The organism is Roseicyclus sediminis (genome assembly GCF_025515305.1).
GTDB classification, from domain to species: Bacteria; Pseudomonadota; Alphaproteobacteria; order Rhodobacterales; family Rhodobacteraceae; genus Roseibacterium; species Roseibacterium sediminis.
Genome location: NZ_JAOPHT010000016.1, coordinates 43424 through 66186, shown reverse-complemented (window position 1 = coordinate 66186; position 22763 = coordinate 43424). Strand labels below are relative to the sequence as shown.

Below are 22763 nucleotides of genomic sequence, written 5' to 3'. Positions count from 1 at the left end.
CCATGCGCCGGATAAGCGTTTTCGGGGCCACGGGGTCCATAGGGCAGAACACGCTCGACCTGATCGCGCGCGCGCCCGGTGAGTACCGTGTCGTCGCCCTGACCGGCGGCGCCAATATCGTCCAGCTGGCCGCCGATGCGCGGCGCCTCGGGGCCGAGGTCGCCGTGACGGCCTATCCCGACCGCCTGGATGAGCTGCGCGCCGCACTTGCCGGCAGCGGTATCGAGGCCGGGGCAGGGGAGGCCGCCCTGATCGAGGCCGCCGACCGTCCCGCCGACTGGATCATGTCCGCCATCGTCGGCGCCGCGGGCCTCGCCCCCGGCTTCCGCGCGCTGCGGCACGGGACGACGCTCGCGCTGGCCAACAAGGAAAGCCTCGTGACCGCCGGGCCGCTCCTCATGGCCGAGGCGCGGGCGCATGGCGCCACAATCCTTCCCGTCGACAGCGAGCATTCCGCGATCTTCCAGGGGCTCGTGGGCGAGGACATGTCGGCGGTCGAGAAGATCATCGTCACCGCCTCGGGCGGGGGCCTTCGCGACTGGCCGCTCGAGGCCCTGCCGATGGCGACCGTTGCCGACGCGGGCGCGCATCCGAACTGGGACATGGGCCAGCGCATCACGATCGACAGCGCCTCGATGTTCAACAAGGCGATGGAGCTGATCGAGACCAAGGAGTTCTTCGGCGTGGCCCCCGAGAAGATCGAGGCCGTGATCCACCCGCAATCGATCGTCCACGCGCTTGTCGGTTTCCGGGACGGCGCGCTGATGGCGCATCTCGGCGCGCCCGACATGCGCCACGCCATCGGCTACGCGCTCCACTGGCCCGAGCGGCGCGACCTGCCGGTGGCGCGGATCGACCTCGCGCAGATCGCGACGCTGGAATTCTACGCCCCCGATCTCCGCCGCTATCCCGCGCTGGGCCTTGCCCGCGCGGTGATGGAAACGGGCGGCTTCGCGGGCTCCGTCTTCAACGCCGCCAAGGAAACCGCGCTCGACGGGTTCCTGGCCGGGCGCATCGGGTTCATGGACATGGCGGGCGTCGTCGAGGGGACCCTTGACGCAATGTCGTCCGAAATTCGCCTGACAAATCCCCCATCGGGCCTTGAGGACGTGCTGCAGGTGGACCAAATGGCTAGGACACGCGCCTGGGCCGCCATCGAAACACGGGAGACAGCCTGAGACATGGAATTCATTCCGGATTTCGGCGGCATCGCATTCACTTTGCTTGCCTTCATCGCAGCCCTTTCGGTCATCGTGGCGATCCACGAATACGGCCATTACATCGTCGGGCGCTGGTCTGGCATCCATGCGGAGGTGTTCTCGGTCGGCTTCGGCCCGGTCCTGTTCAGCCGCACCGACCGGCACGGCACGCGCTGGCAGATCGCGGCGTTGCCCTTTGGCGGTTACGTGAAGTTCCTCGGCGACGCCGACGCGGCCAGCGGCAAGGACCCGGCCGCGATCGATGCGCTCGATGTCGAGGAACGCCGCCGATCGATGCATGGCGCGCCCCTCTGGGCGCGCTCGGCCACGGTGGCGGCGGGCCCGGTGTTCAACTTCATCCTGTCGATCCTGATCTTCGCGGCGGTCCTGATGATCGCCGGCCGCCCCGCCGAGGCCCCCGTGGTCGGGGCGCCGGCGGCCCTTCCCGCCGACATGGCGACGCTTCAGGCGGGCGATCTCATCACCTCGATCGAGGGGCAGCCGATCGCGACGCTGACCGATGTCTATACCGTCGCACGCGACCTCGAACCGGCGGAAACGGTAGTCTACGGCATCGAGCGGGACGGCACGGCGATGGAGGTTTCGGCCTCCTTCCCGCTTCTGCCCATCGTGCAGTCGGTCGCCCCGCAATCGGCCGCGATCGCCGCGGGCCTCCAGCAGGGCGACGTGATCCGGGCGGTGAACGGCACGCCGGTCAACGCCTTCTCGCAGCTTCGCATCGCCGTTGACGACAGCGCGGGCGAGCCGCTCGCGCTTTCGGTCTGGCGGGAGGGCGAGACGATGGACATCACGCTCAGCCCGCGTCGAACCGACCTGCCGCTGCCCGATGGCGGGTTCGAGACGCGCTGGCTGATCGGCATCACCGGGGGGCTGGTCTTCGACCCCGAGACCGTCCGCGTCGGCCCTGGGGCCGCGCTCGTGGCGGGGGTCGAACAGACGATCTTCATCGTGCGCTCCTCCCTGTCGGGCCTCTGGCACATGATCACGGGCGCGATTTCCTCCTGCAACCTGCAGGGCCCCATCGGCATCGCGGAGACGAGCGGGGCGGCGGCCAGCCAGGGGATCGGCGACTTCATCTGGTTCATCGCTGTCCTGTCGACGGCCGTGGGCCTGCTGAACCTCTTTCCGATCCCGGTCCTCGACGGCGGGCATCTGCTGTTCCACGCCTACGAGGCGGTGTCGGGCAAGCCGCCGTCGGACAAGGCGCTGCGGGTTTTCATGACCGTCGGCCTGACGCTTCTGCTGTCGCTGATGCTGTTTGCCCTGACCAACGACATCTTCTGCCCCTGAAGTTCGCCGCCGGCTGTTGCTGCAACGCCACAAGCCGGCGGCCCCCGGGGCGTAACAAGAAAACTCCCCCCGCTTGCCCAGAAGGCGCCATATTCGGGCGCCATTTCAGTCGTGATCCGTAAACCGGGTCCGTGACTGCAAAGCCGGAGCGAGAGATGAAATTCCTCAACGAAAGCTACCGCGGCCTGTCGCTTTTCGTGGCCGTCAATACCGACCGCCTGCTGGTTCCGGTGCTGATCGTGGCCTGCCTGACGCTCGCCGGTTGGCTCGTCTCGCTGCTGCAGACAATCTGAGCCGCCCGCACCGCCGCGCCATCGCGCCCGAAGCCCGCGCCGGATAACCGCGCGGGCTATACGTTTTTTTGTCGCGCCGTAACGCATCGGACACAGGTTCCAGGAATTGGGCGCGGATGCCCACATCCTGTGCATCATCGTTTTGACAACCCTAAATCCCTCCGATAGGCAGGATCGTGTCTGCAGGGAAAACCAAGGGGTTGGATTCGATGATCCGCCACAAGCGCGTCACAGCTGCCGCTTTGATCGCCGCACTTTCGTCGCCGGCCGCCGGCACCGCCACGCTCGCCTTGTCCGCCGTCGCGATGACCGTCGTCGCGCAGCCGGCCGCGGCGCAAGCGTTCCGTTTCACCAGTTTCGTGGTTGAGGGCAATCAGCGCATCACCGACGAGACCATCCTGGCCTACGCGGGCATCGCCCCGGGGTCGTCGGTCTCGGCGGGGCAGGTCAACGATGCCTTGCAGAACCTGCAGAACTCGGGCCTTTTCGAGCGTGTCGAGATCATTCCGCGCGGCGCGACCCTGGTCATCCAGGTGCAGGAATACCCGTCGATCAACCGCATCTCGATCGAGGGCAACCGCCGCATCGACGATGACGCGCTGCTGGCCGTGATCCGCTCGCAGCCGCGCCGCGTCTATTCGCCCGCCACCGCCGAGCAGGATGCCGCAGACATCGCCGAGGCCTACCGCGTGTCGGGTCGCCTGACCGCGACCGTGACGCCCGTCATCATCCGCCGTGACGAGAATCGGGTCGATCTCGTGTTCGAAGTTACCGAGGGCCGCGTGGTCGAGACCCAGCGCATCGCCTTCGTCGGGAACCGCGAGTATTCCGACCGTCGCCTGCGCCGCGTCCTGGAAAGCACGCAGGCCGGCCTCTTCTCGGCGCTGATCCGCTCGGACACGTTCATCGAGGACCGGATCGCGCTCGACCGGCAGCTTCTGACCGATTTCTACCGCGACCGCGGCTACATCGATTTCGAGGTCCTGTCCGTCACGCCGGAACTGACCCGGGCGCGCGACGCCTATTTCGTGACCTTCAACATCCGTGAAGGGCAGAGCTTCCGCTTCGGCAACATCACCGTCGTCTCCGAGATCCCGGAGGTCGACGCCGACGAATACGCCGCCACCATGCGGATCCGCGAAGGCGTGACCTACAGCCCGCGCCTCGTCGACAACACCATCACCCGGATGGAGAACCTTGCGACCCAGCAGGCTCTGCGCTTCGTCCGCATCGCGCCTCGGATCGTGCGCAACGACCGCGATCTGACGCTCGACGTCGAGTTCGTGATTTCCCGCGGCGAGCGCGTCTTCGTCGAACGGATCGACATCGAGGGCAACGCGACCACGCTCGACCGCGTGATCCGGCGCCAGTTCGACACGGTCGAGGGCGACCCCTTCGATCCGCGCGCGATCCGCCAGGCCGCCGAGCGCATCCGCGCAACCGGCTTCTTCTCCGACGTTCAGGTCGAGGGCCGCGAAGGCTCGGCGCCCGACCAGGTCATCGTCGACGTGAATGTCGAGGAGCAGCCCACGGGTTCGCTCGGCTTCTCGCTCAGCTACTCGACCGACAGCGGGGCGGGCATCGCCATCAACTTCTCGGAGAGCAACTTCCTCGGCCGCGGCCAGAGCCTGCGCTTCGGCGTCAGCACGGTCGAAGGCGGGCAGAGCTTCAACTTCGCCTTCAACGAGCCGAACTTCCTGGCCCGTGACGTGGGCTTCGGGATCAACGCCTACTACGAGCAGACGCAGACCCAGGATCGTTCCTTCGACACCGAGGATTACGGCTTTGGCACGACGTTCAGCTTCCCGGCGAGCGAGAACGGCCGCTTTGCGCTCAGCTACCGGCTTGACCAGCGCGAGATCAATTTCGGCGGCAGCGCCGCGAACTCGTCGCCGATCATCACGGTGGATCAGGGTCAGCGCGTGACCTCGGCGGTCGGCCTGCGCTATGCCTTCGACAACCGCACCACGGGCCTGAATCCGAACGCTGGGGTCAACTTCGAAGTCTTCGGCGAATACGCCGGTCTTGGCGGCGACGCGGAGTATCTCCGCACCCAGGTCGCGGCGATCGCGGAACGCGCCATCATGCGCGAGGACGTGACGCTGCGCGCAAGCTTCGAGGGCGGGGCCCTGAACGCGACGGGCGGGCCGAGCCACTACAACGACCGCTTCTTCCTGTCCTCGCGGCAGATGCGCGGCTTCGACACCTACGGTCTCGGACCCCGTGACACGACCGCGCCGAACAACGACGCTCTCGGCGGCAACTACTTCGCCGTTGCGCGCTTCGAGGCGGCGTTCCCGCTGGGTCTGCCCGAGGAATACGGGATCTCCGGCGGCGTCTTCTACGACGTGGGTTCGGTCTGGGGGCTCGACAACACGGCCGGCTTCGCCGGAACCGTCGATGACAGCCTGCACTGGCGCTCGACCATCGGCTTCTCGGTCTTCTGGGATACGGCCCTCGGCCCGCTGCGCTTCAACTTCAGCCGCGCGCTGGACACGCAGCCCTACGACCGCACCCGCGAATTCGACTTCACGGTCGAGACCCGGTTCTGAGGCTGCCATGGTGCAGCCGGGCCGGTTCTCGCGCCGGGGATTTCCGGGCATCGTCGCCGCGGCGGGCATTGCGTTTGCCGCGGCGCTGATCGGTCCGGCCGCCGCCCAGCAGGGCGCGGCCGATCCCGGCCCGGCGGCCAGTATCCTCGTCCTCAATCAGGAACGCCTGATCGCCCGTAGCCTCTATGGCCAGCGCATCCAGCGCGAGCTCGAGGCGGCGTCTTCCGCGCTTTCGGCCGAGAACCGGCGCATCGAGACCCGGCTCACCGCCGAGGAGCTCGACCTGACGGAGATGCGCGATACCCTCCCGCCCGCCGATTTCCGCGTGATGGCGGATGAGTTCGACACCCGTGTCGAGGCGATCCGCGCCGCGCAGGAGGCCAAGGCCCGCGACATCAGCGAACAGGCCGACGCCGCGCAGACGCAATTCTTCGAGCTTGCGGCCCCGATCCTGCTCGAGATCGTGCGGGAACGCGGCGCGGCCGTCCTGATGGACAGCCGCGCGGTGCTGCTGTCCGCGGACAGCGTCGACATCACCGAGACGGCCATCGCCGCGATCGACGCGACGCTGGGCGACGGCGGCGAGGACCCGATCATCGACGTCGAGATCGCCCTGCCGGACGCGCCCGCGGATGGTGGCACGGACGGCTCACAGCCCGTCGTCGTGGAAGACCGGTAATCCGTGCCCTGCCTTGCCGCTGGCAGGTGTTGTTGGTAAGCCCCGCCAAAGCCCCGGGCGCACGCCCGGACGACGCCGACCACCGAGCAGAGAAGTGAGCGCGCCCATGAGCCTCGACGCCGATAGCATCCCTGAAAGCGCCGATATCCAGATGATCCAGCGGCTTCTGCCGCATCGCTATCCGTTCCTGATGATCGACAAGGTGCGGGACATCGTGCCTTTCACCTCGGCCGTGGGCATCAAGAACGTCACCTACAACGAGCCGCATTTCCAGGGCCATTTCCCCGGCATGCCGATCATGCCGGGCGTCACGATCATCGAGGCGATGGCACAGACGGCCGCGGTCATGGTGGGCGTCTCGTCGAACTACGCGGACCGCGATCTGCTGGTCTATTTCATGGGCATCGACAAGGCGAAGTTCCGCCGCAAAGTCGGGCCCGGCGACGTGCTTGAACTCGCGATCACCGTCACGCGCGGCAAACCCGGCGGCAAGGTCTGGAAATTCGACGCGCGCGCGACGGTCGAGGGCGAACTCGCCGCCGAATGCGAGTTCACCGCGATGATGGACATGCCCGCCGAGGCAGCGCCCGGGGCCGACGCATGAGCATCGACGCCTCGGCGAACATCCACCCGTCCGCCGTCGTGGAAGACGGGGCGGTGATCGGCCCCGACTGCCGCGTCGGGCCCTTCTGCGTCGTCGGCGAGGACGTGACGCTGGCGCGCGGCGTGGTGCTGAAGTCGCATGCCGTCGTCACCGGCTGGACGGAGATCGGCGAAGGCACGGTGATCTTTCCCTTCGCCAATATCGGCGACGTGCCGCAGGATTTGAAATACGCGGGCGAGAAGACGCGCCTGATTGTCGGCGCCCGGAACCGCATCCGCGAGGGCGTGACGATGAACACCGGCACCGCGGGCGGCGGCGGCGTCACGCGGGTGGGCGATGACGGCCTCTTCATGGCGGGCGCCCACGTGGCCCATGACGTGCGCATCGGCAACCGCGTGATCCTCGTCAACAATGCCTCCATCGCGGGGCATTGCGTGATCGACGACGACGTGATCGTCGGCGGGCTGTCGGGCGTCCACCAGTGGGTCCGCATCGGACGCGGCGCGATCATCGGTGCCGTCACGATGGTGACGAACGACGTCATCCCCTATGGCCTCGTGCAGGGTCCGCGCGGCGGGCTCGACGGGTTGAACCTCGTGGGGCTGAAGCGGCGCGGCGTCGACCGGGCCGACATCACCGCGCTGCGCGCCGCCTTCCAGGCGCTGGCGCAGGGCGAAGGGGCCTTCCAGGACCGCGCCCGCCGCCTGGCCGAAAGCGAGGAAGGCGGGTCGCCCTACGTGCGCGAGATCGTGGATTTCGTGCTTGGCGATACCGACCGGTCCTATCTCACGCCGGGCTGAGCGGGTGGCGCTGCGGGCGGTCATCGCGGGGACGGGGGCGCTGCCGGGCCTTCTGCTCGAGGGCGCGGGATCGGCGGTCGTGGCCTTCGAGGGCGTCGCCGTGACGGCAAAGGGCGCGCCCGCCATCGCCGCCCGGTTCGAGCGGCTCGGGACGCTGTTCGACGATCTGCGCGCGGCGGGCGTCGTCGAGGTCTGCTTCGCGGGCGCCATGACGCGGCCCAGGCTCGACCCGACTGCGCTCGATGATCGGACCAAGGCCCTGATGCCCCGGCTCATGAAGGCGATGGCGCAGGGCGACGACGCGCTTCTGCGGGACATCGCCGCGCTTTTCGAGGAACAGGGGTTCTCCGTTCTCGGCGCGCATGAAGTGCGCCCCGATCTCGTGGCCGACGCGGGCGTGCTGGCGGGAGGGGCGCTCCCCGAGGCCGACGTGGCGCGGGCCCGCGCGGTGCTCGACGCGCTCGGACCTCTCGACGTGGGACAGGGCGTGGTCGCGGGGCGCGGGCAGGTGCTGGGCATCGAGACGTTGCAGGGCACCGACGCGATGCTGCGCTTCGTGGCCGCGTCCGCGAAAGGCTCGGGCGGTGTTCTGGTGAAGCGGCCGAAGCCCGGGCAGGACCTGCGTTTCGACATGCCGGCGATCGGCCCCGAGACGGTCCGGCTGGCCGCGGATGCCGGCCTATCCGGGATCGAGATCGCCGCGGGGTCTGTCCTGCTCCTCGACCGCGCGGCGGTGCTTGCCGCCTGCGCGGAGACGGGGCTTTCGCTTCGGGCGAGCCCGTGACGCTGCGGCTTTTCCTCGTCGCCGGGGAGGCATCGGGCGACCGGCTGGGCGCGGCCCTGATCCGGGGCCTTCGCGAGGTGTCGGGCGAGGAGATCGAGCTTCACGGCATCGGCGGGCCGCTGATGCAGGCCGAGGGGCTGACCTCGCTCTTCCCGATGGAGGAATTGTCGGTCATGGGCCTGACCGAGATCCTGCCGCGGCTTCGCAGCCTTCTGGCCCGTGTGTCCGAGACCGCCGAGGAGGTGATCCGCCTGAAGCCCGACGCCCTCATCACCATCGACAGCCCCGAGTTTTCGTTGCGGGTGGCGGGCCGCGTGAAGGCGCGGGCGGCGCATATGCCGACGATCCACTACGTCGCGCCGACCGTCTGGGCATGGCGGCCCAAGCGCGCGCGCAAGATGGCGCGCTCCATCGACCATGTGCTGGCGTTGTTCCCGTTCGAGCCCGCCTACATGCAGGCCGAGGGGATGAGCTGCGATTTCGTGGGTCACCCGGTGACGACCGAACCCGTGGCGAGCGCGGCCGAGGCCGCCGCCTTCCGCGAGGCACACAAGATCGGGGCGGAGGACAAGCTGATCCTCGTTCTTCCGGGCTCCCGTCGGTCCGAGGTCGATCGCCTCGCCCCTGTTTTCGGCGAGGCGCTGCGTCCCGTTCTCGCGGCCCATCCCGGTGCGCGGCTGGTCCTGCCGACCACCGAGACGGTGGCGGTTGGGCTGCCGGAGAAACTCCGCGGCTGGCCGGCAGAGCCGGTCATCCTCGATCCACGCGGGCGGAGGACGGAGGATTTTCTCGCCGAGAAACGCGCGGCCTTCGCCGCCGCCGACGTGGCGCTGGCGGCGTCGGGGACGGTCAGCCTCGAGCTTGCCGCCTCCGAGACGCCGATGGTCGTGGCCTATGACATGAGCTGGCTCAGCCGGAAGATCATCGGCGCCATGTTGCGGGTCGACACCGTGACGCTGGTGAACCTCGTCTCCGACACCCGCGCGGTGCCGGAGTTCCTGGGGCCCGAGTGCCGTCCGGGTCCCATCGCCGGGGCGCTGAAGGGGCTGCTTGCGGACGAGGGCGCGCGCGTCGCGCAACTCGACGCCATGGCGGCGACGATGCTGAAGCTCGGGCGCGGAGGCGAGGCGCCGGGGCTGAGGGCCGCCCGTTCCGTGCTGAAGGTGATCTGAGGGGCGCCGGAAAAGCCGGCAAACCCGTTCACTCAGACGGTGAACTCCGCAAGCTCCGCCCCGGACAGCCGCAGAAGCTCCGGCGGAGCGATGGGAAAGACATGGCGCGGCGTGCCCGCTGCCGCCCAGATCACCTCGAAATCCAGAAGCCGGGGGTCGAACCAGGCCCGGATCGGGGCGAGGTGCCCCACCGGGGCGACGCCGCCGATCACGAAGCCCGTCTGCGCCCGGATCAAGCCCGCATCCGCCTTGCCGAGCGGTTCCCCGGCAAGCGCGCTGGCCTTCTCCGCATCCACCCGGTTTCCGCCCGCCGTGACGAAAAGCACCGCAGTTCCATGGGCTTCGGCGCGGAAGATGATGCTTTTCGCGATCTGGTCGAGCGCACATCCGACCGCCGCCGCCGCCTCCTCGGCGGTGCGGGTGCTGTCGGGCATCTCGACGATTTCCGCGCCGATCCCGGCCTCTTCCAGCACGCGCGCCACGCGCTTCACGCTCTTCGACATGCCTGCCTCTCCCCTGGCCCCCTTGTTCCCGGCGCGCGAGACTTGCAAGGTTCGCAGCGAGACACAAGGCGGGGAGCGTCGCGACAGCATGGACGAGGCCGGCACGATCCGCGCGGCGGAACGCGCGGTGTGGGAGGCGCTGAGAACCGGCGACGCCGCCGCCGATGCGCGGCTGCTGGCCGATGACTTTCTCGGTGTCTATCCCGACGGTTTTGCGGGGCCCGCGGCCCATGCCGGCCAGCTGGCCCATGGGCCCACCGTCGCCTCCTACGCCATCACCGAGGAGCATCTTCGCCCGATGGGTCCCGACTACGTCCTCTACGCCTATCGCGCCGATTACACCCGCACGGCAGGCGCGGAGCCGGAGGCGATGCTCGTCAGTTCCATCTGGCAATGCCAGGGCGGCACGTGGCTGAATATCTTCAGCCAGGACACGCCGCTGACCGGGGCGGGGGTGCCATGAGCTTCGCCTCCCGCGTCACCCGCCATCCGATCCCCTTCGTGCCCGAGCGGGGGACCGAGGCGCTGGCCCATTTTCACGACCTGCCCCCCGAGTTGCGCCCGCTGATCGAGGGGACGGCGGGGTGCTCGCCCTATCTGGCGGGGCTGATGGCACGCGAGGGGCACTGGCTGTCCCACGCGCTGGACGAGCCGCCCGAGAACACGATGGCCGATCTCGTCCGCGCGACCGGCGATTTCTCTTCCGCCGAGCTGAACAGCGGCCTCCGGCAGCTGAAGCGGCGCGCCGCGCTTCTGGTGGCGCTGGCCGATCTAGGCGGGGTCTGGGCGCTTCATGCCGTCACGCAGGCCTGGACGGACTTCGCCGATGCCTGCGTTGCGGCCGCGCTCGCCCACCATGTCGCCCAGGAGGCGCGGCGCGGGCGCATCCCAGGCCAGACCGAGGAGGACGCGTTCCGCGACGGGGCCGGGATGGTCGTGCTCGCCATGGGAAAGATGGGCGCGGGGGAGCTCAACTACTCCTCCGACATCGACCTCATCTGCCTTTTCGACGAGACGCGCTTCGACGGGGGCGACGAGATGGAGGCGCGCGCGGGGTTCATCCGCGCGACCCGGCGCATGGCCGCGACGCTCAGCGAGGCGGGGGCCGAAGGCTACGTCTTCCGCACGGACCTGAGGCTCAGGCCGGACGCGAGCGTGACGCCGGTCTGCATCTCGATGAACGCGGCCGAGCGGTATTACGAGGCCGAGGGGCGGTCGTGGGAGCGGTCGGCCTACATCAAGGCAAGGGCGGCGGCGGGCGACATCGCGGCGGGCGAGCGGTTTCTCGAGACGCTGACCCCCTTCGTCTGGCGGCGGCATCTCGACTTCGCGATGGTGCAGGACACGATGGACATGCGCCGACGCATCCGCGAGCACAAGGGCCTCGTCCGGTCGGGCGGGTCCATTCCGCTGGAGGGGCACAACATCAAGCTCGGCGCGGGCGGCATCCGCGAGATCGAGTTCTTCGCCCAGACGCGGCAGCTGGTGGCGGGCGGGCGCGACCCGTCTTTGCGTCAGCGGCGGACGGTGAAGGCGCTGGCCGCGCTGGCGCGGGCCGACTGGATCACGCGCGAGGCGGCCGGCGAACTGGCCGAGCTTTATGCCCATCACCGTGAGGTGGAGCATCGGCTGCAGATGGTCGATGACGCGCAGACCCATGTCCTGCCGAAATCGCCCGAGGGGTTCGACCGACTGGCCCGGTTCTGCGGCGAGGGGGATACGGCCGCCTTCCGCAAGCGCCTGTCCGAGCGGATCGAGCGGGTGGAGGCCCTGACAGGCGCCTTCTTCGCGCCGCTGGAGCGCGAGACGCGTGCCCCCGAAATCGACGAGGAGGCGGCGGCGATCGTCGCGCGCTGGCCCGGCTACCCGGCGCTGCGGTCCGAGCGCGGGCAGGCCATTTTCGAGCGGCTGAAGCCGGGGTTCCTCGCCCGTTTCGACAAGGCCGCGAAGCCGGTCGAGGCGCTCCAGAACTTCGACGGGTTCCTGCGCGGTCTTCCGGCGGGCGTGCAGCTTTTCTCGTTGTTCGAGGCGAACCCGCCGCTGGTGGACCTGATCGTGGACATCTGCGCCACGGCGCCGCGCCTTTCGCGGTATCTCTCGCGGCATTCCGCCGTGCTCGACGCGGTGCTCGACGGGCGGTTCTTTGCGCCTTGGCCCGGCCGCGCGGCGCTGGAGGCAGAGCTTGAACGGGCGCTTGGCGGGCAGGACTACGAGCATCTTCTCGACACCGCGCGCCGCTGGCAGCACGAATGGCACTTCCGGATCGGGGTGCATCAGTTGCGCGGGCTCATCTCCCCGGAAGTGGCGGGTGCGCATTACACCGACCTCGCCGATGCCGTGGTGTCCGCGCTCTGGCCGAAGGTCTGCCGCGAGATCGCGGCGCGTCATGGCCCGGCACCGGGGCGCGGCGGCGCTGTGCTTGGCATGGGCAGTCTCGGGGCGGGGCAGATGACCGCGGCCTCCGATCTCGACCTCATCGTCATCTACGACGCGGGTGGCGTGGATATGACCGAAGGCCGCCGCCCGCTCGATCCGCGCGGATGGTTCGCCAAGGCCACGAAAGCGCTTGTCACCGCGCTGTCTGCGCCGACCGCGGCGGGCAAGCTCTACGACGTGGACATGCGGCTCAGACCCTCGGGGCGGCAGGGGCCGGTCGCGACCGCGCTCTCGTCCTTCGACCGGTATCAGCGCGAGGAGGCATGGACCTGGGAGCACATGGCGCTGACGCGCGCGCGGGTGCTGGCGGGGGCGTCCGATCTGGCGCAGGATATCGAGACGATCCGCCGCGAGGTGATCGAGGCGGTGCCCGAGCGCGACCGGATCGTGGCCGACGCCGCCGAGATGCGCGCGCGGCTGGCCGCTGCGGGGCGCGGCGGGGCGACATGGGCGGTGAAGGAGGGACCGGGGGGCATGCAGGATATCGAGCTTCTGTCGCAAGCCGGCGCGCTGATCGCCGGGGCTCCCGAGCGGCGTCCCGCCGCGCAGATCGAGGCGGCGCTTGCCTGTGGCTGGCTCGATGCCGAAGCGGCCGGGCGGCTCGCCGCGGCGCATGCGCTGTTTTCCGCGGTGAACCAGTCGGGGCGGCTTCTGGCCGACGGCGCGCTCGATGCCGACGAGGTCGGCGTGGGCGGGCGCGCCTTTCTGGCCGAACGCGCCGGCGCGCGCGATGCCGACGATCTTGCCGCGCAACTCGACGCCGCCCGGGCGGCCTCGGCCGAGATCATCGATTCCATGCTGCCGCCACCGGCGGCGAACCCGGAGCACAGAGATGCCTGACCCCCGCGACCCGAACGATCCAAAGGGCCTGATCCGCGAATCCTTCCGCATCGAGGGCATCACGCCCGAGGAATGCCGCTCGATCTTCGTCGACTGGGCCCTGAGCGTGGAGGCCGCCGATCACAGGCCGCTGATCGAGGCGCTGCTTCGGCGCCATGCCGATGCCCCGCCGGACCATCCCATGCGCGCCGTGCTGGCCGAGGGCCTCACCGCCTCCACGGGGCCGCGCCGCCGTGGCGGGCGCAACGCGCGCCTTCGCGATACCTGACCCCGTTCCCCGAAAGGAGCCGAAACCGATGCGTTCCATCCTGTTCTGCCTTGCCCTGATCCTTGCATCGCTCCTGCCGGGGGCGTCCCTCGCGCAGGAGGCCGAGGTGCCCCTGTTCGACAGCTACGAGGACATGCGCGCGACCCTCGACCAGCTGGTCAGCGAGCGGCGTGTCGGCGAACTTCTCAGCGCCTTCGGAGGCGGCGACGAGATGAGCCTTCAGGACATGTCGAGCCTCGAGATGCAGGTCCGGAACATCTATCCCGAGGATTTCGCCAACACCGCCGTGATGCTGCGCGCCGAAATGGCGGAGGGCTTCGGACAGGAACTGATCGCCTACTGGTCGGGCACGTCCTACATCTACGTTCGCGTGCTGTGGCACGAGTTGCCCGAGGGCGGCGTGCTCGCGCTGAACATGACGTTCAACAGCAATCCAGACGTGTTGATCGCGTTGTTCTGAGCGGGGCGCCCCGCGCTCAGTCCTTCACGCGCGCCGCATGGCTGCCGCGCTCGCGGTAGGGCGTCGTGTCGTAATGGGCGCGGTAGCATTTGGAGAAATGCGAGGGCGAGGCGAAGCCGCAGGCCAGCGCCACGTTGATCACGCTCATGTCGGTCTGCATCAGCAGGTTCCGCGCCTTCGCCAGCCGCAACTCCATGTAGTAGCGCTTGGGGCTGCGGTTGAGGTAGCGCCGGAACAGCCGCTCGAGCTGGCGCGTCGACATCGACACTTCCTTGGCCAGCTGCGCCGGGCTGATCGGGTCCTCGATGTTCTGTTCCATCATGCGGATGACCTGGCCCAGCTTCGGGTGGCGCACGCCGATCCGTGTCGGAATCGACAGCCGCTGCGTGTCCTGGTCGGTGCGGATGGAGGTATAGATAAGCTGATCGGCCACGAGGTTGGCGAGATCCTCGCCATGCTCGTCGGCGATGATCTTGAGCATCAGGTCGATCGAGGCCGTGCCGCCTGCCGTGGTGATCCTGTTGCCGTCGATCACGAAGACCGACTTGGTCAGCGTGACGTCCTCGAACTCCTCGGAAAAGCTGTCCTGGTTTTCCCAGTGGATCGTCGCGCGCTTGCCGTCGAGAAGACCGGCCTTGGCCAGCGTGTAGCCCGCGGTGCAAAGCCCGCCCATGATCGCGCCCTTGCGCGCCTCGCGCCGGAGCCAGCTGATGACCCGCCTCGTCGTGGCCGAGGCGACGTCGAGCCCGCCGCAGACCAGCACGGTGTCGTCCCGGCTCACTTCCTCGAGGTCGCCGTCGAGCTTGAACCCGATCCCCGCCGAGCACCAGGCCACTTCGCCGCCTTCGCCGATCAGTTGCCAGGAATAGAGCTGCTGGCCCGACATGCGGTTGGCGATCCGGAGCGCCTCCACCGCGCTTGCGAAACAGAGCATCGTGAACTGGTCGAGCAGGACGAAGACGAAACGTCTGGGGGGCTTTTCGCCGTCGGTTCGCCGCATGGGGTCGGCCATCGTGCCTCGTCCGTCTCTCTTCGTCCGCGCTTGCCGCAGGCGGCGGTGCTTGTTTCACTGGGGTTCAACCGAAAACATCATTTTCCCGCGAGGGCAATCCCCGAGGCGGCGCAATTGCGGGATTGGCCCCGCGAAGCGCCTCGCGTATAGACCGGCCCCGAGACGCATGAGGAGGCCGTCATGACCGCCGCGACCGTAAAAGGCTGGAGCAAGACCGACTGGCGCGCGAAGCCGCGCATCCAGATGCCGGATTATCCCGACGCCGAGGCGCTGGCCTCCGCAGAGACACAGCTGTCGAAGTATCCGCCGCTCGTCTTCGCGGGCGAGGCGCGGCGGCTGAAGTCCGAGCTGGCCGCCGCCAGCCGGGGCGAGGCGTTCCTGCTGCAGGGCGGGGACTGTGCCGAGAGCTTTGCCGAGTTTTCCGCGGATACGATCCGCGACACCTTCAAGGTGATGCTGCAGATGGCGATGGTGCTCACTTACGGCGCAAAGGTGCCGGTGGTGAAGGTGGGGCGCATGGCAGGCCAGTTCGCCAAGCCCCGCTCGGCCTCGACCGAAGTGATCGGCGGCATCGAGATGCCGTCCTACAAGGGCGACATCATCAACGACATCGCCGCGACGCCCGAGGCGCGCATCCCCGATCCGGCGCGGATGCTGCAGGCCTACACCCAGGCCGCGGCGTCGCTGAACCTGCTGCGCGCCTTCTCGACCGGCGGTTTCGCCGATATCCACCGGGTCCATTCCTGGACGCTCGGCTTCACCGATCATGACGATGCCGAGCGCTACCGCGGCATCGCCAACCGCATCCAGGACGCGCTCGACTTCATGACCGCCGCCGGCCTGACGAGCGAGACCAACCACGAGTTGTCGACCGTCGACTTCTACACCTCGCACGAGGCGCTGCTGCTGGAATACGAGGAGGCGCTCTGCCGGCTCGACTCGACCTCGGGCAAGTGGCTGGCCGGATCGGGGCACATGATCTGGATCGGCGACCGCACCCGCCAGCCCGACGGCGCGCACGTGGAGTTCTGCCGCGGTGTGCTGAACCCGATCGGGCTCAAGTGCGGTCCGAGCACGACCGAGGAGGACCTCAAGGTCCTGATGGCCAAGCTCAACCCCGAGAACGAGGCAGGACGCCTGACTCTCATCGCGCGCTTCGGCGCCGGCAAGGTCGGTGACAACCTGCCGCGCCTCATCCGCACGGTCGAGGCCGAAGGAGCCAAGGTGCTCTGGTCCTGTGACCCGATGCACGGCAACGTCATCAAGTCCTCCACCGGCTACAAGACCCGGCCCTTCGACGCGATCCTGCGCGAGGTGCAGGAGTTCTTCGCGATCCACCGCGCCGAAGGCACGGTGCCGGGCGGCGTGCATTTCGAGATGACCGGCAAGGACGTGACGGAATGCACCGGCGGCATGCGGGCCTTGACGGACGAGGACCTGTCCTCGCGCTATCACACGGCATGCGATCCGCGCCTCAACGCCTCGCAGTCGCTGGAACTGGCGTTCCTCGTCGCCGAGGAGCTGCAGAAAAGCCGCGAGGCGCTTCGGGCGGCGGGCTGAGCGCTCAGGCGCGCCCGCCCTCGATCACGCGGAACCGCGCGCGGGCCAGAGGTCCGTGTGCCTCGCTGGTTGCCTCGTCGGCCGCCTGGGCCGCCGCGGCGATCGGCGGACGCGAAATGGCCTCGGCGGTCAATACGGGCCTCCCGATGCCGAGTGGAACCGCCTCGATGCCGGTGATCGACCAGCGTTGCGGCGGCGTTCCCGTGCGAAGGGCGTCCACGCTTCCCATCACGTAGAGTGCGCGGTTCACCGTAAAATCGGCGTCGCTCATGGGCAGGATGGCGAGCCGAGCCGAGGTGGTCGCCTCCATCGGGTGACCGTAGCGCGGCGCGGGCGTCGCAACCTCGAACAGCAGAAGCGCGGGCTCGTCCATCGCGCGCTCGACCTCGGCGGTGATCCTGCCCCGGTCGGCCAGGTCGAAGAGCGCGCGCAACGGCAGGCCGCGCACCTCCATTCCCATCAGCGCGCTGATCCGCGCGCCGCCCAACCTGATCCGCAGGGTGCCGGGCCTCGGGCGCTCGAGGATCGCGCAGTTTTGCAGCACGGGCCGCATTTCGGCGGGGTCGAGCGCCATGCGCGGCGGAACCAGCCGCGTCCCGCGCAGGGCCTCCCAATAGGCGATCGCGTGGCGGAGCGTCGGGTCGGTCAGGCGCCGGTCGAGCGGGGCGCGCGCGCCCGAAGGCGTGTCATTTCTTTGCATGGCGGGGTCTCCGGTCTCTGGCGGGGGGATCGGTCCGTCGGGTCGGCTATCGGGCGCCTGGGTTGACCCGCTGCACCTTTTGCTTTCCCAATCCTTAATAGCCTCGTTTCAATTCGACGGGCAGAGGGAGAGTTTTCAATTGGTTAACGGAACCGCGGAACAGGGACGCATCGCGTCGATGACGGGGTTTGCCACGCTGGAAGGGGCGGCGCCGGGTTTGCGGTGGAGCTGGGAGATCCGTGGCGTGAACGGGCGCGGGCTGGATCTGCGCCTGCGCCTGCCCGATGGGCTCGGCGCCCTCGAGGCGCCGCTGCGCAAGCTGCTGTCGGACAAGATCGCCCGCGGATCGGTCACGCTGGGCCTTCGCCTGACCCGTTCCGAGGAGGCCGGGGCAGGCGGCGTCGACGCCGCGGCGCTGGAGACGGCGTTGAACGCGCTGGCCCAGGTGCGCGCGGCGGCCGAGGCGCGCGGCATGGAACTGTCCCGGCCGAGTGCGGCCGAGATCCTGGCGCTGCGCGGGATGGCCGAGACTGCCGGTGCCCCCGAGCCGCCGGAGGCCGCGCGTCTCCTGTCGGAGGCCGGGCGCCTGATCGAGGCCTTCCTCGCCATGCGCCTTTCGGAGGGACGGGCCGTGGCCGAGGTCCTCGGTGCGCAGATCGACCGGATCGCGGCCCTGACCGAAGCGGCGGAGACCGCCGCGGCGGCGCGCGCGGTCTCGCAGGCCGAGACGTTCCGGGCGAACGTCCGGAAGCTTCTCGACACGGCCGACCTCGACGAGGCGCGACTGGCGCAGGAACTGGCGCTTCTGGCGGTGAAGTCCGACGTGACCGAGGAAATCGACCGGCTGCGCGCGCACGTCGCCGCGGCGCGCGAGCTGCTTGCGACGGGCGGGCCGGTGGGGCGCAAGCTCGACTTCCTGATGCAGGAGTTCAATCGCGAGGCCAACACGCTGTGCTCGAAGTCCGGCGATGCGGCGCTCACGGCCATCGGTCTTGACCTCAAACTCGCCATCGACCAGACCCGCGAGCAGGTTCAGAACGTGGAATGACGATGCCGACGGACGCGAAAGTCAGCACTTCGGGAGGGCGGCGCGGCCTTCTCATCATCCTGTCCTCGCCCTCCGGGGCCGGGAAATCGACGCTTGCGCGACGCCTGATGGACTGGGACCCGACGCTGCGCTTCTCGGTTTCGGCCACGACCCGCGCGCCGAGGCCCGGCGAGGTCGACGGCCAAGATTACCGTTTCCTCACCGAGCCCGCCTTCAAGAAACTGGTCGCCGACGGCGCGATGCTGGAACACGCCCATGTCTTCGGCAACTTCTACGGCTCGCCCATGGCGCCGGTGCAGGAGGCGATCGAGGCCGGGCGCGACGTGTTGTTCGACATCGACTGGCAGGGCGCACAGCAGATCCGGAACTCGGTTCTGGGCCGGCACACGCTGTCGGTCTTCATCCTGCCGCCGTCGATCCCCGAGTTGCGCCGCAGGCTCGTCAGCCGGGGCCAGGACGGTCCCGAAGTCATCGCCAAGCGCATGCAGAAAAGCTGGGACGAGATCAGCCATTGGGATGGCTATGACTATGTTCTCGTGAACGACGACCTCGATGCGACGTTCGAGCGGCTGCGCACCATCGTCACCGCCGAGCGCCTCCGCCGTCCGCAGCAGCCGGGGCTGGCGGCCCATGTCCGCCGATTGCACGAGGAATTCGAGGAAGGGACGACGGCATGATCTACGCGCTCGACGGGATCGCCCCCGAGATCCACGCCGATACCTGGGTCGCTCCGGACGCGAACCTCATCGGCCGCGTGGTGCTGGAGGCGGGCGCTTCCGTCTGGTTCGGCGCGACGCTGCGCGGCGACAACGAGGAGATCCGTATCGGCGCGGGCTCGAACGTGCAGGAGAACTGCGTGTTCCATACCGACATGGGCTATCCGCTGACGGTCGGCGCGAACTGCACCATCGGGCACAAGGCGATGCTGCACGGCTGCACCATCGGCGACGGCTCTCTCGTCGGCATGGGCGCGACGGTGCTGAACGGTGCGCGGATCGGCAAAGGGTGCCTGATCGGCGCGGGCGCGCTCATCGCCGAGGGCAAGGAGATCCCCGATGGATCGCTCGTGATGGGGATGCCGGGCAAGGTGGTCCGAGACCTCGACGCGACGGCGAAGGCGGGCATCCTCGCCTCGGCGGCGCATTACCAGGAACGGATGCGGCGGTTTCGCGAAGGTCTCCGCGCGGTCTGAGACCCGCTCAGGCGGTCGAGAGCCGCAGCCATCCCTCCTCCCGCACGTAATTCACGCCGACGCCCATGCGGTCCGCCATGTCCTGCAGCGCCATGAACTGTGCCTCGGCGGGCCTGAGCGGACGCCCCGCCGCGCCGGCGCCGAAACGCAGGACGGACCACAGCGCTTCGTCAAGGGCGATGCGGTCGGCCTGCGCGTCCAGCGTCCAGTGGCCCGGCGCCTCCATCGACAGGGCCACGCTTCCGCCCATCGGCAACGCGGTTTCCGCGCAGAGCATCATCAGGAAGGCGAGCTTCACCTGCCGGCGGGGCAGGTCGTTTCGCGGCAGCCAGCGGGGCGAGAGGCGCGATTGCCTGTAAAGCCCCTCGAGCGCGGCGGCGGCCTCGCGCGCGCTTGTCATGTGATCGGGCCCGGCATGGCCGAATGCCAGGCGGAGAAAGCGCACCCGCGCCAGGGCGTCAGCCACCGCGTCGCGGATCAGGGCCAGTTCCGGCCCGTCTCCCGCGCCGGTCATCTGCAAAAGTTCCACCCCGTTGCCGATGGCGCCCAGCGGGTTACTTAGGTCGTGGCAAAGGCGCGATCCGATCAGGTCCGCAAGGGTCTGGGTCTCGGGCATCGTCAGGTCGTCCATCGCGAGTTCCGCCAAGGCAGGGGGCCCATGACCGAAGACGTCAACTCGATCCTCGAACCGGGGATGTTCGTGCGCCACCCGGACCAGCCGGACTGGGGCCTGGGGCAGGTGCAGTCGAATATAGGTGGCCGGATCACCGTCAATTTCGAGAACCAGGGCAAGGTCGTCATTGACGGAAGGCGCATCACGCTCCTCATGGAATTCCTGCCATGACGCGGGCGCCTGGCGGGTGCACCTTGTCACGAAGGCGGTTAACGCAGGTTTAACGCGCGCGCGGACTTCCGGGCAAGTCCGGGTCCCGCGCCTTGCATATGGCGCGGCGCCCCGATAACCCCGCGTGCAATCTCACCCGCGTCCGGTCTGCGGACGCAGCAGCGGCCGGCCGGATGCAGATCGACGATTCCCATTTCGAGCTTCGCCTGGCAGCGGACGAGGACGAGATCCGCGAGGCGCAGCGACTGCGCTATGCCGTCTTCGTCGAGGAACTGGGCGGTGACGGTCCGCTTGTCGACCACGCCGCAAGGATCGAGGCCGACCGCTTCGATCCCCATTTCGACCATCTCCTGTTGCGCGACATGCGCCGGGACGCGGGCGATCGCGTGGTCGGTGTCTACCGGCTCATGCGGGCCGAGCAGGCCAGGGCCGCGGGGCAGTTCTATTCCGAGGACGAGTACGACCTCGGGCCGCTCAAGGCTTCGGGGCGGCGGCTTCTCGAACTGGGACGGTCGTGCCTGCATCCCGAGTATCGCGGCGGCACGGCCATGGTGCATCTCTGGAACGGGCTGGCCGACTACATCGCCCGCCACGGGATCGAGGTCATGTTCGGGGTGGCGAGTTTCCACGGCACCGAGGCCGGTGCGATCGCGGGGCCTCTGTCGCTGCTGCATCACCGGCACCTCGCTCCGGCCGACGTGCGGCCTGTCGCCCGCGCCGGGGGCTTCCAGCGCATGGACCTGATCGCCGAGGCCGATCTCGACCGGCCGGCCGCGATCCGGGAGACGCCCGCGCTGATCAAGGCCTACCTCAGGCTCGGCGGTTTCGTGGGCGAGGGGGCCTACATCGACCGGCCGTTCAACTGTATCGACGTCTGCCTCGTCATGGACATCGCGCGCATGAGCGAGAAACACCGCGCCATCTACAGCCGCGACCGCGCGCTGGCGGGGACGGCCAACCCATGAGCCTGACATGGGAGGGCGCACCCCCGCCGCCGCCGCCCCGGCCCGGGCTCCTGGGCTGGCTCAGGGCGGTGCGGCGGGGCGCGCCGCTTCTGCTGATGCTTGCGGTGTGTTTCCCGCTCCTGTTGATCCTCCGGCCGCCGGAAAAGGCGATCTGGGGCTATGCCCGCCCCGTCACGCCCTGGATCACGCAGTTCGTCTGCATCTGGGCCTGCAGGTTTCTCGGACTGTCGCGCCAGGTGGAGGGGCGGCCCATGCGAGGCGTGGGTGCCTATGTTGCCAATCACGCCAGCTGGCTCGATATCTTCGTGCTGAACGCGTCCAAGCGGCTCTACTTCGTCTCGAAGGAGGAGGTCGCGGGCTGGGGCGGGATCGGCTGGCTCGCGCGGGGTACGGGAACCGTCTTCATCCGCCGCGACCGGGCCGAGGCCGCGCGGCAGGCGAAGCTGATGGAGGAACGCCTGCACGCGGGTCACAGGCTCCTGTTCTTCCCGGAGGGCACGTCGACCGACGGCCTGCGCGTCCTGCCGTTTCGCACGACGCTGTTCGCCGCCTTCTTCACGCCGCTGTTGCGAGAGGAATTGCAAATCCAGCCGGTCAGCGTGATCTACACCGCCCCCGAGGGCGAGCCTCCGTCCTTCTACGGCTGGTGGGGCAGCATGGAGTTCGGCGCGAGCCTTCTGTCGATCCTGTCGGTCCGGCGGCAGGGATCGGTGCGCGTGATCTACCACGACCCCCTGCGCGTCGCGGATTTTCCCGACCGCAAGGCACTGGCCGCCGCCGCCGAGGCAGCCGTGCGCGCCGGCTTCAACGGAGCGGCGCGGTAAGCGCGAGCAGGGCCGCGAGCGGATCCTCCGCGCGCCAGATCTCGGGGCCAATGGCGAAGAAATCCGTGACCGGCGCGAAAGCCTCGACGAGGGCAAGGTCGAGCCCGCCCTCGGCCACGACCGGAACCTCGATCATCTCGCTCCACCAGGCGAAGAGGTCGTGTTCGGCCAGCGCCGTCTCGCCAAGGCCGGTATCGCCGAGGGGGCCGAAGCTCACGTAGTCCGCGCCGCTTTCGCCCGCGGTCAACCCGTCATGCCGCGAGGTGCCGCAGGCCGCGCCGACGATGGCGTCCGCCCCGAGCGCCTTGCGCGTCGCCCGGACCGAGCGCGCGGCGTCCGTCAGGTGCACCCCGTCGAGGCCGAGACGCTCCACCAGGCCCGCATGCCGCTCGATCACCAGGGGCACGTCGCGGGCATGGGCGATCTCGCGGCAGGCATCGGCCGCGCGGGCCACCGCGTCGCCGTCGGGATCGGCCAGCGCGAGGCGCAGGCAGGCGATGTCCGTGGCGTCGAGGATGCGCGCCAGCACAGGCGCGAAGGCCTCCGTCTCGAAGGCGGTCGGCGTCACGAGGTAGATGCTCGGCGTGTCGGTCTCGGCCATCGGCCCGTCCCCTGCTAGGTTTTCGCGCGTGCCTACGCGCTCGCTTGCCGCCCTGCAAGGGTCTGACCCCTGGCAGGGCCTTGCCGTGCGGGCCGACAGGCGCTATCGCCCGCCGC

General features: G+C 69.1%; 25 protein-coding genes. 20 read left to right on the top strand and 5 right to left on the bottom strand.

Translation table 11 applies throughout. The features are described from left to right. Positions 1-2 precede the first annotated feature (2 nt). The 9 genes from dxr to lpxB all read left to right on the top strand — a co-directional run bounded on the left by dxr (position 3) and on the right by lpxB (position 9394). A complete protein-coding gene (dxr, locus tag N8I71_RS17085; RefSeq protein ID WP_262879228.1) occupies positions 3-1178 on the top strand; it encodes a 1-deoxy-D-xylulose-5-phosphate reductoisomerase in 1176 nt (391 codons plus the stop codon). Between the two features lie 3 nt (positions 1179-1181). Further along, positions 1182-2510 (top strand): RIP metalloprotease RseP, encoded by a 1329-nt coding sequence (gene rseP / locus N8I71_RS17080; protein ID WP_262879227.1) that lies wholly within the window; start codon positions 1182-1184, stop codon positions 2508-2510. A gap of 155 nt (positions 2511-2665) precedes the next feature. Further along, positions 2666-2803: a hypothetical protein gene (locus N8I71_RS17075; protein ID WP_262879226.1), complete on the top strand. Its 138-nt coding sequence runs from the start codon at positions 2666-2668 to the stop codon at positions 2801-2803. Positions 2804-3012: 209 nt separating this feature from the next. Then, positions 3013-5355, top strand: a complete 2343-nt coding sequence (gene bamA / locus N8I71_RS17070) for an outer membrane protein assembly factor BamA (protein ID WP_262879225.1) — start codon at positions 3013-3015, stop codon at positions 5353-5355. A gap of 7 nt (positions 5356-5362) precedes the next feature. After that, positions 5363-6034, top strand: a complete 672-nt coding sequence (locus tag N8I71_RS17065) for an OmpH family outer membrane protein (protein WP_262879224.1) — start codon at positions 5363-5365, stop codon at positions 6032-6034. A gap of 106 nt (positions 6035-6140) precedes the next feature. Beyond that, on the top strand, positions 6141-6638 hold the full coding sequence (gene fabZ / locus N8I71_RS17060; RefSeq protein WP_262879223.1) for a 3-hydroxyacyl-ACP dehydratase FabZ: 498 nt from the start codon (positions 6141-6143) through the stop codon (positions 6636-6638). Beyond that, a complete protein-coding gene (lpxA, locus tag N8I71_RS17055) occupies positions 6635-7438 on the top strand; it encodes an acyl-ACP--UDP-N-acetylglucosamine O-acyltransferase (RefSeq protein WP_262879222.1) in 804 nt (267 codons plus the stop codon). Before fabZ ends, lpxA begins: the two co-directional genes overlap by 4 nt. Positions 7439-7442: 4 nt before the next feature. Continuing rightward, entirely contained in the window at positions 7443-8222 is a 780-nt protein-coding gene (locus N8I71_RS17050; protein WP_262879221.1) for an LpxI family protein, read from the top strand. A 2-nt stretch (positions 8223-8224) separates the two neighbouring features. Beyond that, complete coding sequence (lpxB, locus tag N8I71_RS17045; RefSeq protein WP_262879247.1) at positions 8225-9394, top strand: lipid-A-disaccharide synthase; 1170 nt, start codon at positions 8225-8227, stop codon at positions 9392-9394. 32 nt (positions 9395-9426) lie between these two features. On the opposite strand, the gene N8I71_RS17040 is transcribed toward lpxB, so the two are convergent. Continuing rightward, positions 9427-9897 (bottom strand): YbaK/EbsC family protein, encoded by a 471-nt coding sequence (locus N8I71_RS17040; RefSeq protein WP_262879220.1) that lies wholly within the window; start codon positions 9895-9897, stop codon positions 9427-9429. 88 nt (positions 9898-9985) lie between these two features. On the opposite strand from N8I71_RS17040, the gene N8I71_RS17035 reads away from it, so the two are divergent. From N8I71_RS17035 to N8I71_RS17020, 4 genes are read left to right on the top strand one after another with little or no spacing between them, the layout of a single operon-like run. After that, on the top strand, positions 9986-10360 hold the full coding sequence (locus N8I71_RS17035) for a nuclear transport factor 2 family protein (RefSeq protein ID WP_262879219.1): 375 nt from the start codon (positions 9986-9988) through the stop codon (positions 10358-10360). After that, entirely contained in the window at positions 10357-13173 is a 2817-nt protein-coding gene (locus N8I71_RS17030) for a [protein-PII] uridylyltransferase family protein (RefSeq protein WP_262879218.1), read from the top strand. The genes N8I71_RS17035 and N8I71_RS17030 overlap by 4 nt, the downstream gene beginning before the upstream one ends. After that, entirely contained in the window at positions 13166-13441 is a 276-nt protein-coding gene (locus tag N8I71_RS17025) for a hypothetical protein (RefSeq protein WP_262879217.1), read from the top strand. The genes N8I71_RS17030 and N8I71_RS17025 overlap by 8 nt, the downstream gene beginning before the upstream one ends. 28 nt (positions 13442-13469) lie before the next feature. Further along, positions 13470-13901, top strand: coding sequence for a hypothetical protein (locus N8I71_RS17020; protein WP_262879216.1), 432 nt, complete (start codon positions 13470-13472; stop codon positions 13899-13901). A 16-nt stretch (positions 13902-13917) separates the two neighbouring features. On the opposite strand, the gene N8I71_RS17015 is transcribed toward N8I71_RS17020, so the two are convergent. Next, the gene (locus N8I71_RS17015; RefSeq protein WP_262879214.1) at positions 13918-14913 is read right to left on the bottom strand and encodes a GlxA family transcriptional regulator; all 996 of its coding nucleotides are present in this window, start codon (positions 14911-14913) and stop codon (positions 13918-13920) included. Between the two features lie 180 nt (positions 14914-15093). On the opposite strand from N8I71_RS17015, the gene N8I71_RS17010 reads away from it, so the two are divergent. Continuing rightward, positions 15094-16473: a class II 3-deoxy-7-phosphoheptulonate synthase gene (locus N8I71_RS17010; protein ID WP_262879212.1), complete on the top strand. Its 1380-nt coding sequence runs from the start codon at positions 15094-15096 to the stop codon at positions 16471-16473. A gap of 4 nt (positions 16474-16477) precedes the next feature. Here the strand turns inward: N8I71_RS17010 and N8I71_RS17005 are convergent, their stop codons facing one another. Further along, complete coding sequence (locus N8I71_RS17005) at positions 16478-17173, bottom strand: PAS domain-containing protein (RefSeq protein WP_262879211.1); 696 nt, start codon at positions 17171-17173, stop codon at positions 16478-16480. 139 nt (positions 17174-17312) lie between these two features. On the opposite strand from N8I71_RS17005, the gene N8I71_RS17000 reads away from it, so the two are divergent. The 3 genes from N8I71_RS17000 to N8I71_RS16990 are packed head-to-tail and all read left to right on the top strand — an operon-like array spanning position 17313 to position 19413. Continuing rightward, on the top strand, positions 17313-18221 hold the full coding sequence (locus N8I71_RS17000; protein WP_316249262.1) for a YicC/YloC family endoribonuclease: 909 nt from the start codon (positions 17313-17315) through the stop codon (positions 18219-18221). Beyond that, entirely contained in the window at positions 18218-18898 is a 681-nt protein-coding gene (gene gmk / locus N8I71_RS16995) for a guanylate kinase (protein ID WP_262879210.1), read from the top strand. The genes N8I71_RS17000 and gmk overlap by 4 nt, the downstream gene beginning before the upstream one ends. Further along, on the top strand, positions 18895-19413 hold the full coding sequence (locus N8I71_RS16990; RefSeq protein WP_262879209.1) for a gamma carbonic anhydrase family protein: 519 nt from the start codon (positions 18895-18897) through the stop codon (positions 19411-19413). Before gmk ends, N8I71_RS16990 begins: the two co-directional genes overlap by 4 nt. A 7-nt stretch (positions 19414-19420) precedes the next feature. On the opposite strand, the gene N8I71_RS16985 is transcribed toward N8I71_RS16990, so the two are convergent. Then, complete coding sequence (locus N8I71_RS16985; RefSeq protein WP_262879208.1) at positions 19421-20044, bottom strand: histidine phosphotransferase family protein; 624 nt, start codon at positions 20042-20044, stop codon at positions 19421-19423. Between the two features lie 27 nt (positions 20045-20071). On the opposite strand from N8I71_RS16985, the gene N8I71_RS16980 reads away from it, so the two are divergent. The 3 genes from N8I71_RS16980 to N8I71_RS16970 all read left to right on the top strand — a co-directional run bounded on the left by N8I71_RS16980 (position 20072) and on the right by N8I71_RS16970 (position 22046). After that, entirely contained in the window at positions 20072-20257 is a 186-nt protein-coding gene (locus tag N8I71_RS16980) for a DUF3553 domain-containing protein (RefSeq protein WP_262879207.1), read from the top strand. Between the two features lie 173 nt (positions 20258-20430). After that, positions 20431-21222 (top strand): GNAT family N-acetyltransferase, encoded by a 792-nt coding sequence (locus N8I71_RS16975; RefSeq protein WP_262879206.1) that lies wholly within the window; start codon positions 20431-20433, stop codon positions 21220-21222. After that, positions 21219-22046 carry a lysophospholipid acyltransferase family protein gene (locus N8I71_RS16970; RefSeq protein WP_262879205.1) on the top strand — a complete coding sequence of 276 codons (828 nt, stop codon included), beginning with the start codon at positions 21219-21221 and terminating at the stop codon, positions 22044-22046. The genes N8I71_RS16975 and N8I71_RS16970 overlap by 4 nt, the downstream gene beginning before the upstream one ends. Here the strand turns inward: N8I71_RS16970 and N8I71_RS16965 are convergent. Next, positions 22027-22647, bottom strand: a complete 621-nt coding sequence (locus tag N8I71_RS16965) for a thiamine phosphate synthase (protein WP_262879204.1) — start codon at positions 22645-22647, stop codon at positions 22027-22029. The two genes, N8I71_RS16970 and N8I71_RS16965, sit on opposite strands and share 20 nt — an antisense overlap. Between the last annotated feature and the right edge of the window lie 116 nt (positions 22648-22763).

Bases quoted from the DNA above. Each gene is read 5' to 3' on its own strand.
- dxr (WP_262879228.1), top strand. From the start codon at position 3: ATGCGCCGGATAAGCGTTTTCGGGGCCACGGGGTCCATAGGGCAGAAC.
- rseP (WP_262879227.1), top strand. From the start codon at position 1,182: ATGGAATTCATTCCGGATTTCGGCGGCATCGCATTCACTTTGCTTGCC.
- N8I71_RS17075 (WP_262879226.1), top strand. From the start codon at position 2,666: ATGAAATTCCTCAACGAAAGCTACCGCGGCCTGTCGCTTTTCGTGGCC.
- bamA (WP_262879225.1), top strand. From the start codon at position 3,013: ATGATCCGCCACAAGCGCGTCACAGCTGCCGCTTTGATCGCCGCACTT.
- N8I71_RS17065 (WP_262879224.1), top strand. From the start codon at position 5,363: ATGGTGCAGCCGGGCCGGTTCTCGCGCCGGGGATTTCCGGGCATCGTC.
- fabZ (WP_262879223.1), top strand. From the start codon at position 6,141: ATGAGCCTCGACGCCGATAGCATCCCTGAAAGCGCCGATATCCAGATG.
- lpxA (WP_262879222.1), top strand. From the start codon at position 6,635: ATGAGCATCGACGCCTCGGCGAACATCCACCCGTCCGCCGTCGTGGAA.
- N8I71_RS17040 (WP_262879220.1), bottom strand. From the start codon at position 9,897: ATGTCGAAGAGCGTGAAGCGCGTGGCGCGCGTGCTGGAAGAGGCCGGG.
- N8I71_RS17035 (WP_262879219.1), top strand. From the start codon at position 9,986: ATGGACGAGGCCGGCACGATCCGCGCGGCGGAACGCGCGGTGTGGGAG.
- N8I71_RS17030 (WP_262879218.1), top strand. From the start codon at position 10,357: ATGAGCTTCGCCTCCCGCGTCACCCGCCATCCGATCCCCTTCGTGCCC.
- N8I71_RS17025 (WP_262879217.1), top strand. From the start codon at position 13,166: ATGCCTGACCCCCGCGACCCGAACGATCCAAAGGGCCTGATCCGCGAA.
- N8I71_RS17020 (WP_262879216.1), top strand. From the start codon at position 13,470: ATGCGTTCCATCCTGTTCTGCCTTGCCCTGATCCTTGCATCGCTCCTG.
- N8I71_RS17015 (WP_262879214.1), bottom strand. From the start codon at position 14,913: ATGGCCGACCCCATGCGGCGAACCGACGGCGAAAAGCCCCCCAGACGT.
- N8I71_RS17010 (WP_262879212.1), top strand. From the start codon at position 15,094: ATGACCGCCGCGACCGTAAAAGGCTGGAGCAAGACCGACTGGCGCGCG.
- N8I71_RS17005 (WP_262879211.1), bottom strand. From the start codon at position 17,173: ATGCAAAGAAATGACACGCCTTCGGGCGCGCGCGCCCCGCTCGACCGG.
- gmk (WP_262879210.1), top strand. From the start codon at position 18,218: ATGACGATGCCGACGGACGCGAAAGTCAGCACTTCGGGAGGGCGGCGC.
- N8I71_RS16990 (WP_262879209.1), top strand. From the start codon at position 18,895: ATGATCTACGCGCTCGACGGGATCGCCCCCGAGATCCACGCCGATACC.
- N8I71_RS16985 (WP_262879208.1), bottom strand. From the start codon at position 20,044: ATGGACGACCTGACGATGCCCGAGACCCAGACCCTTGCGGACCTGATC.
- N8I71_RS16980 (WP_262879207.1), top strand. From the start codon at position 20,072: ATGACCGAAGACGTCAACTCGATCCTCGAACCGGGGATGTTCGTGCGC.
- N8I71_RS16975 (WP_262879206.1), top strand. From the start codon at position 20,431: ATGCAGATCGACGATTCCCATTTCGAGCTTCGCCTGGCAGCGGACGAG.
- N8I71_RS16970 (WP_262879205.1), top strand. From the start codon at position 21,219: ATGAGCCTGACATGGGAGGGCGCACCCCCGCCGCCGCCGCCCCGGCCC.
- N8I71_RS16965 (WP_262879204.1), bottom strand. From the start codon at position 22,647: ATGGCCGAGACCGACACGCCGAGCATCTACCTCGTGACGCCGACCGCC.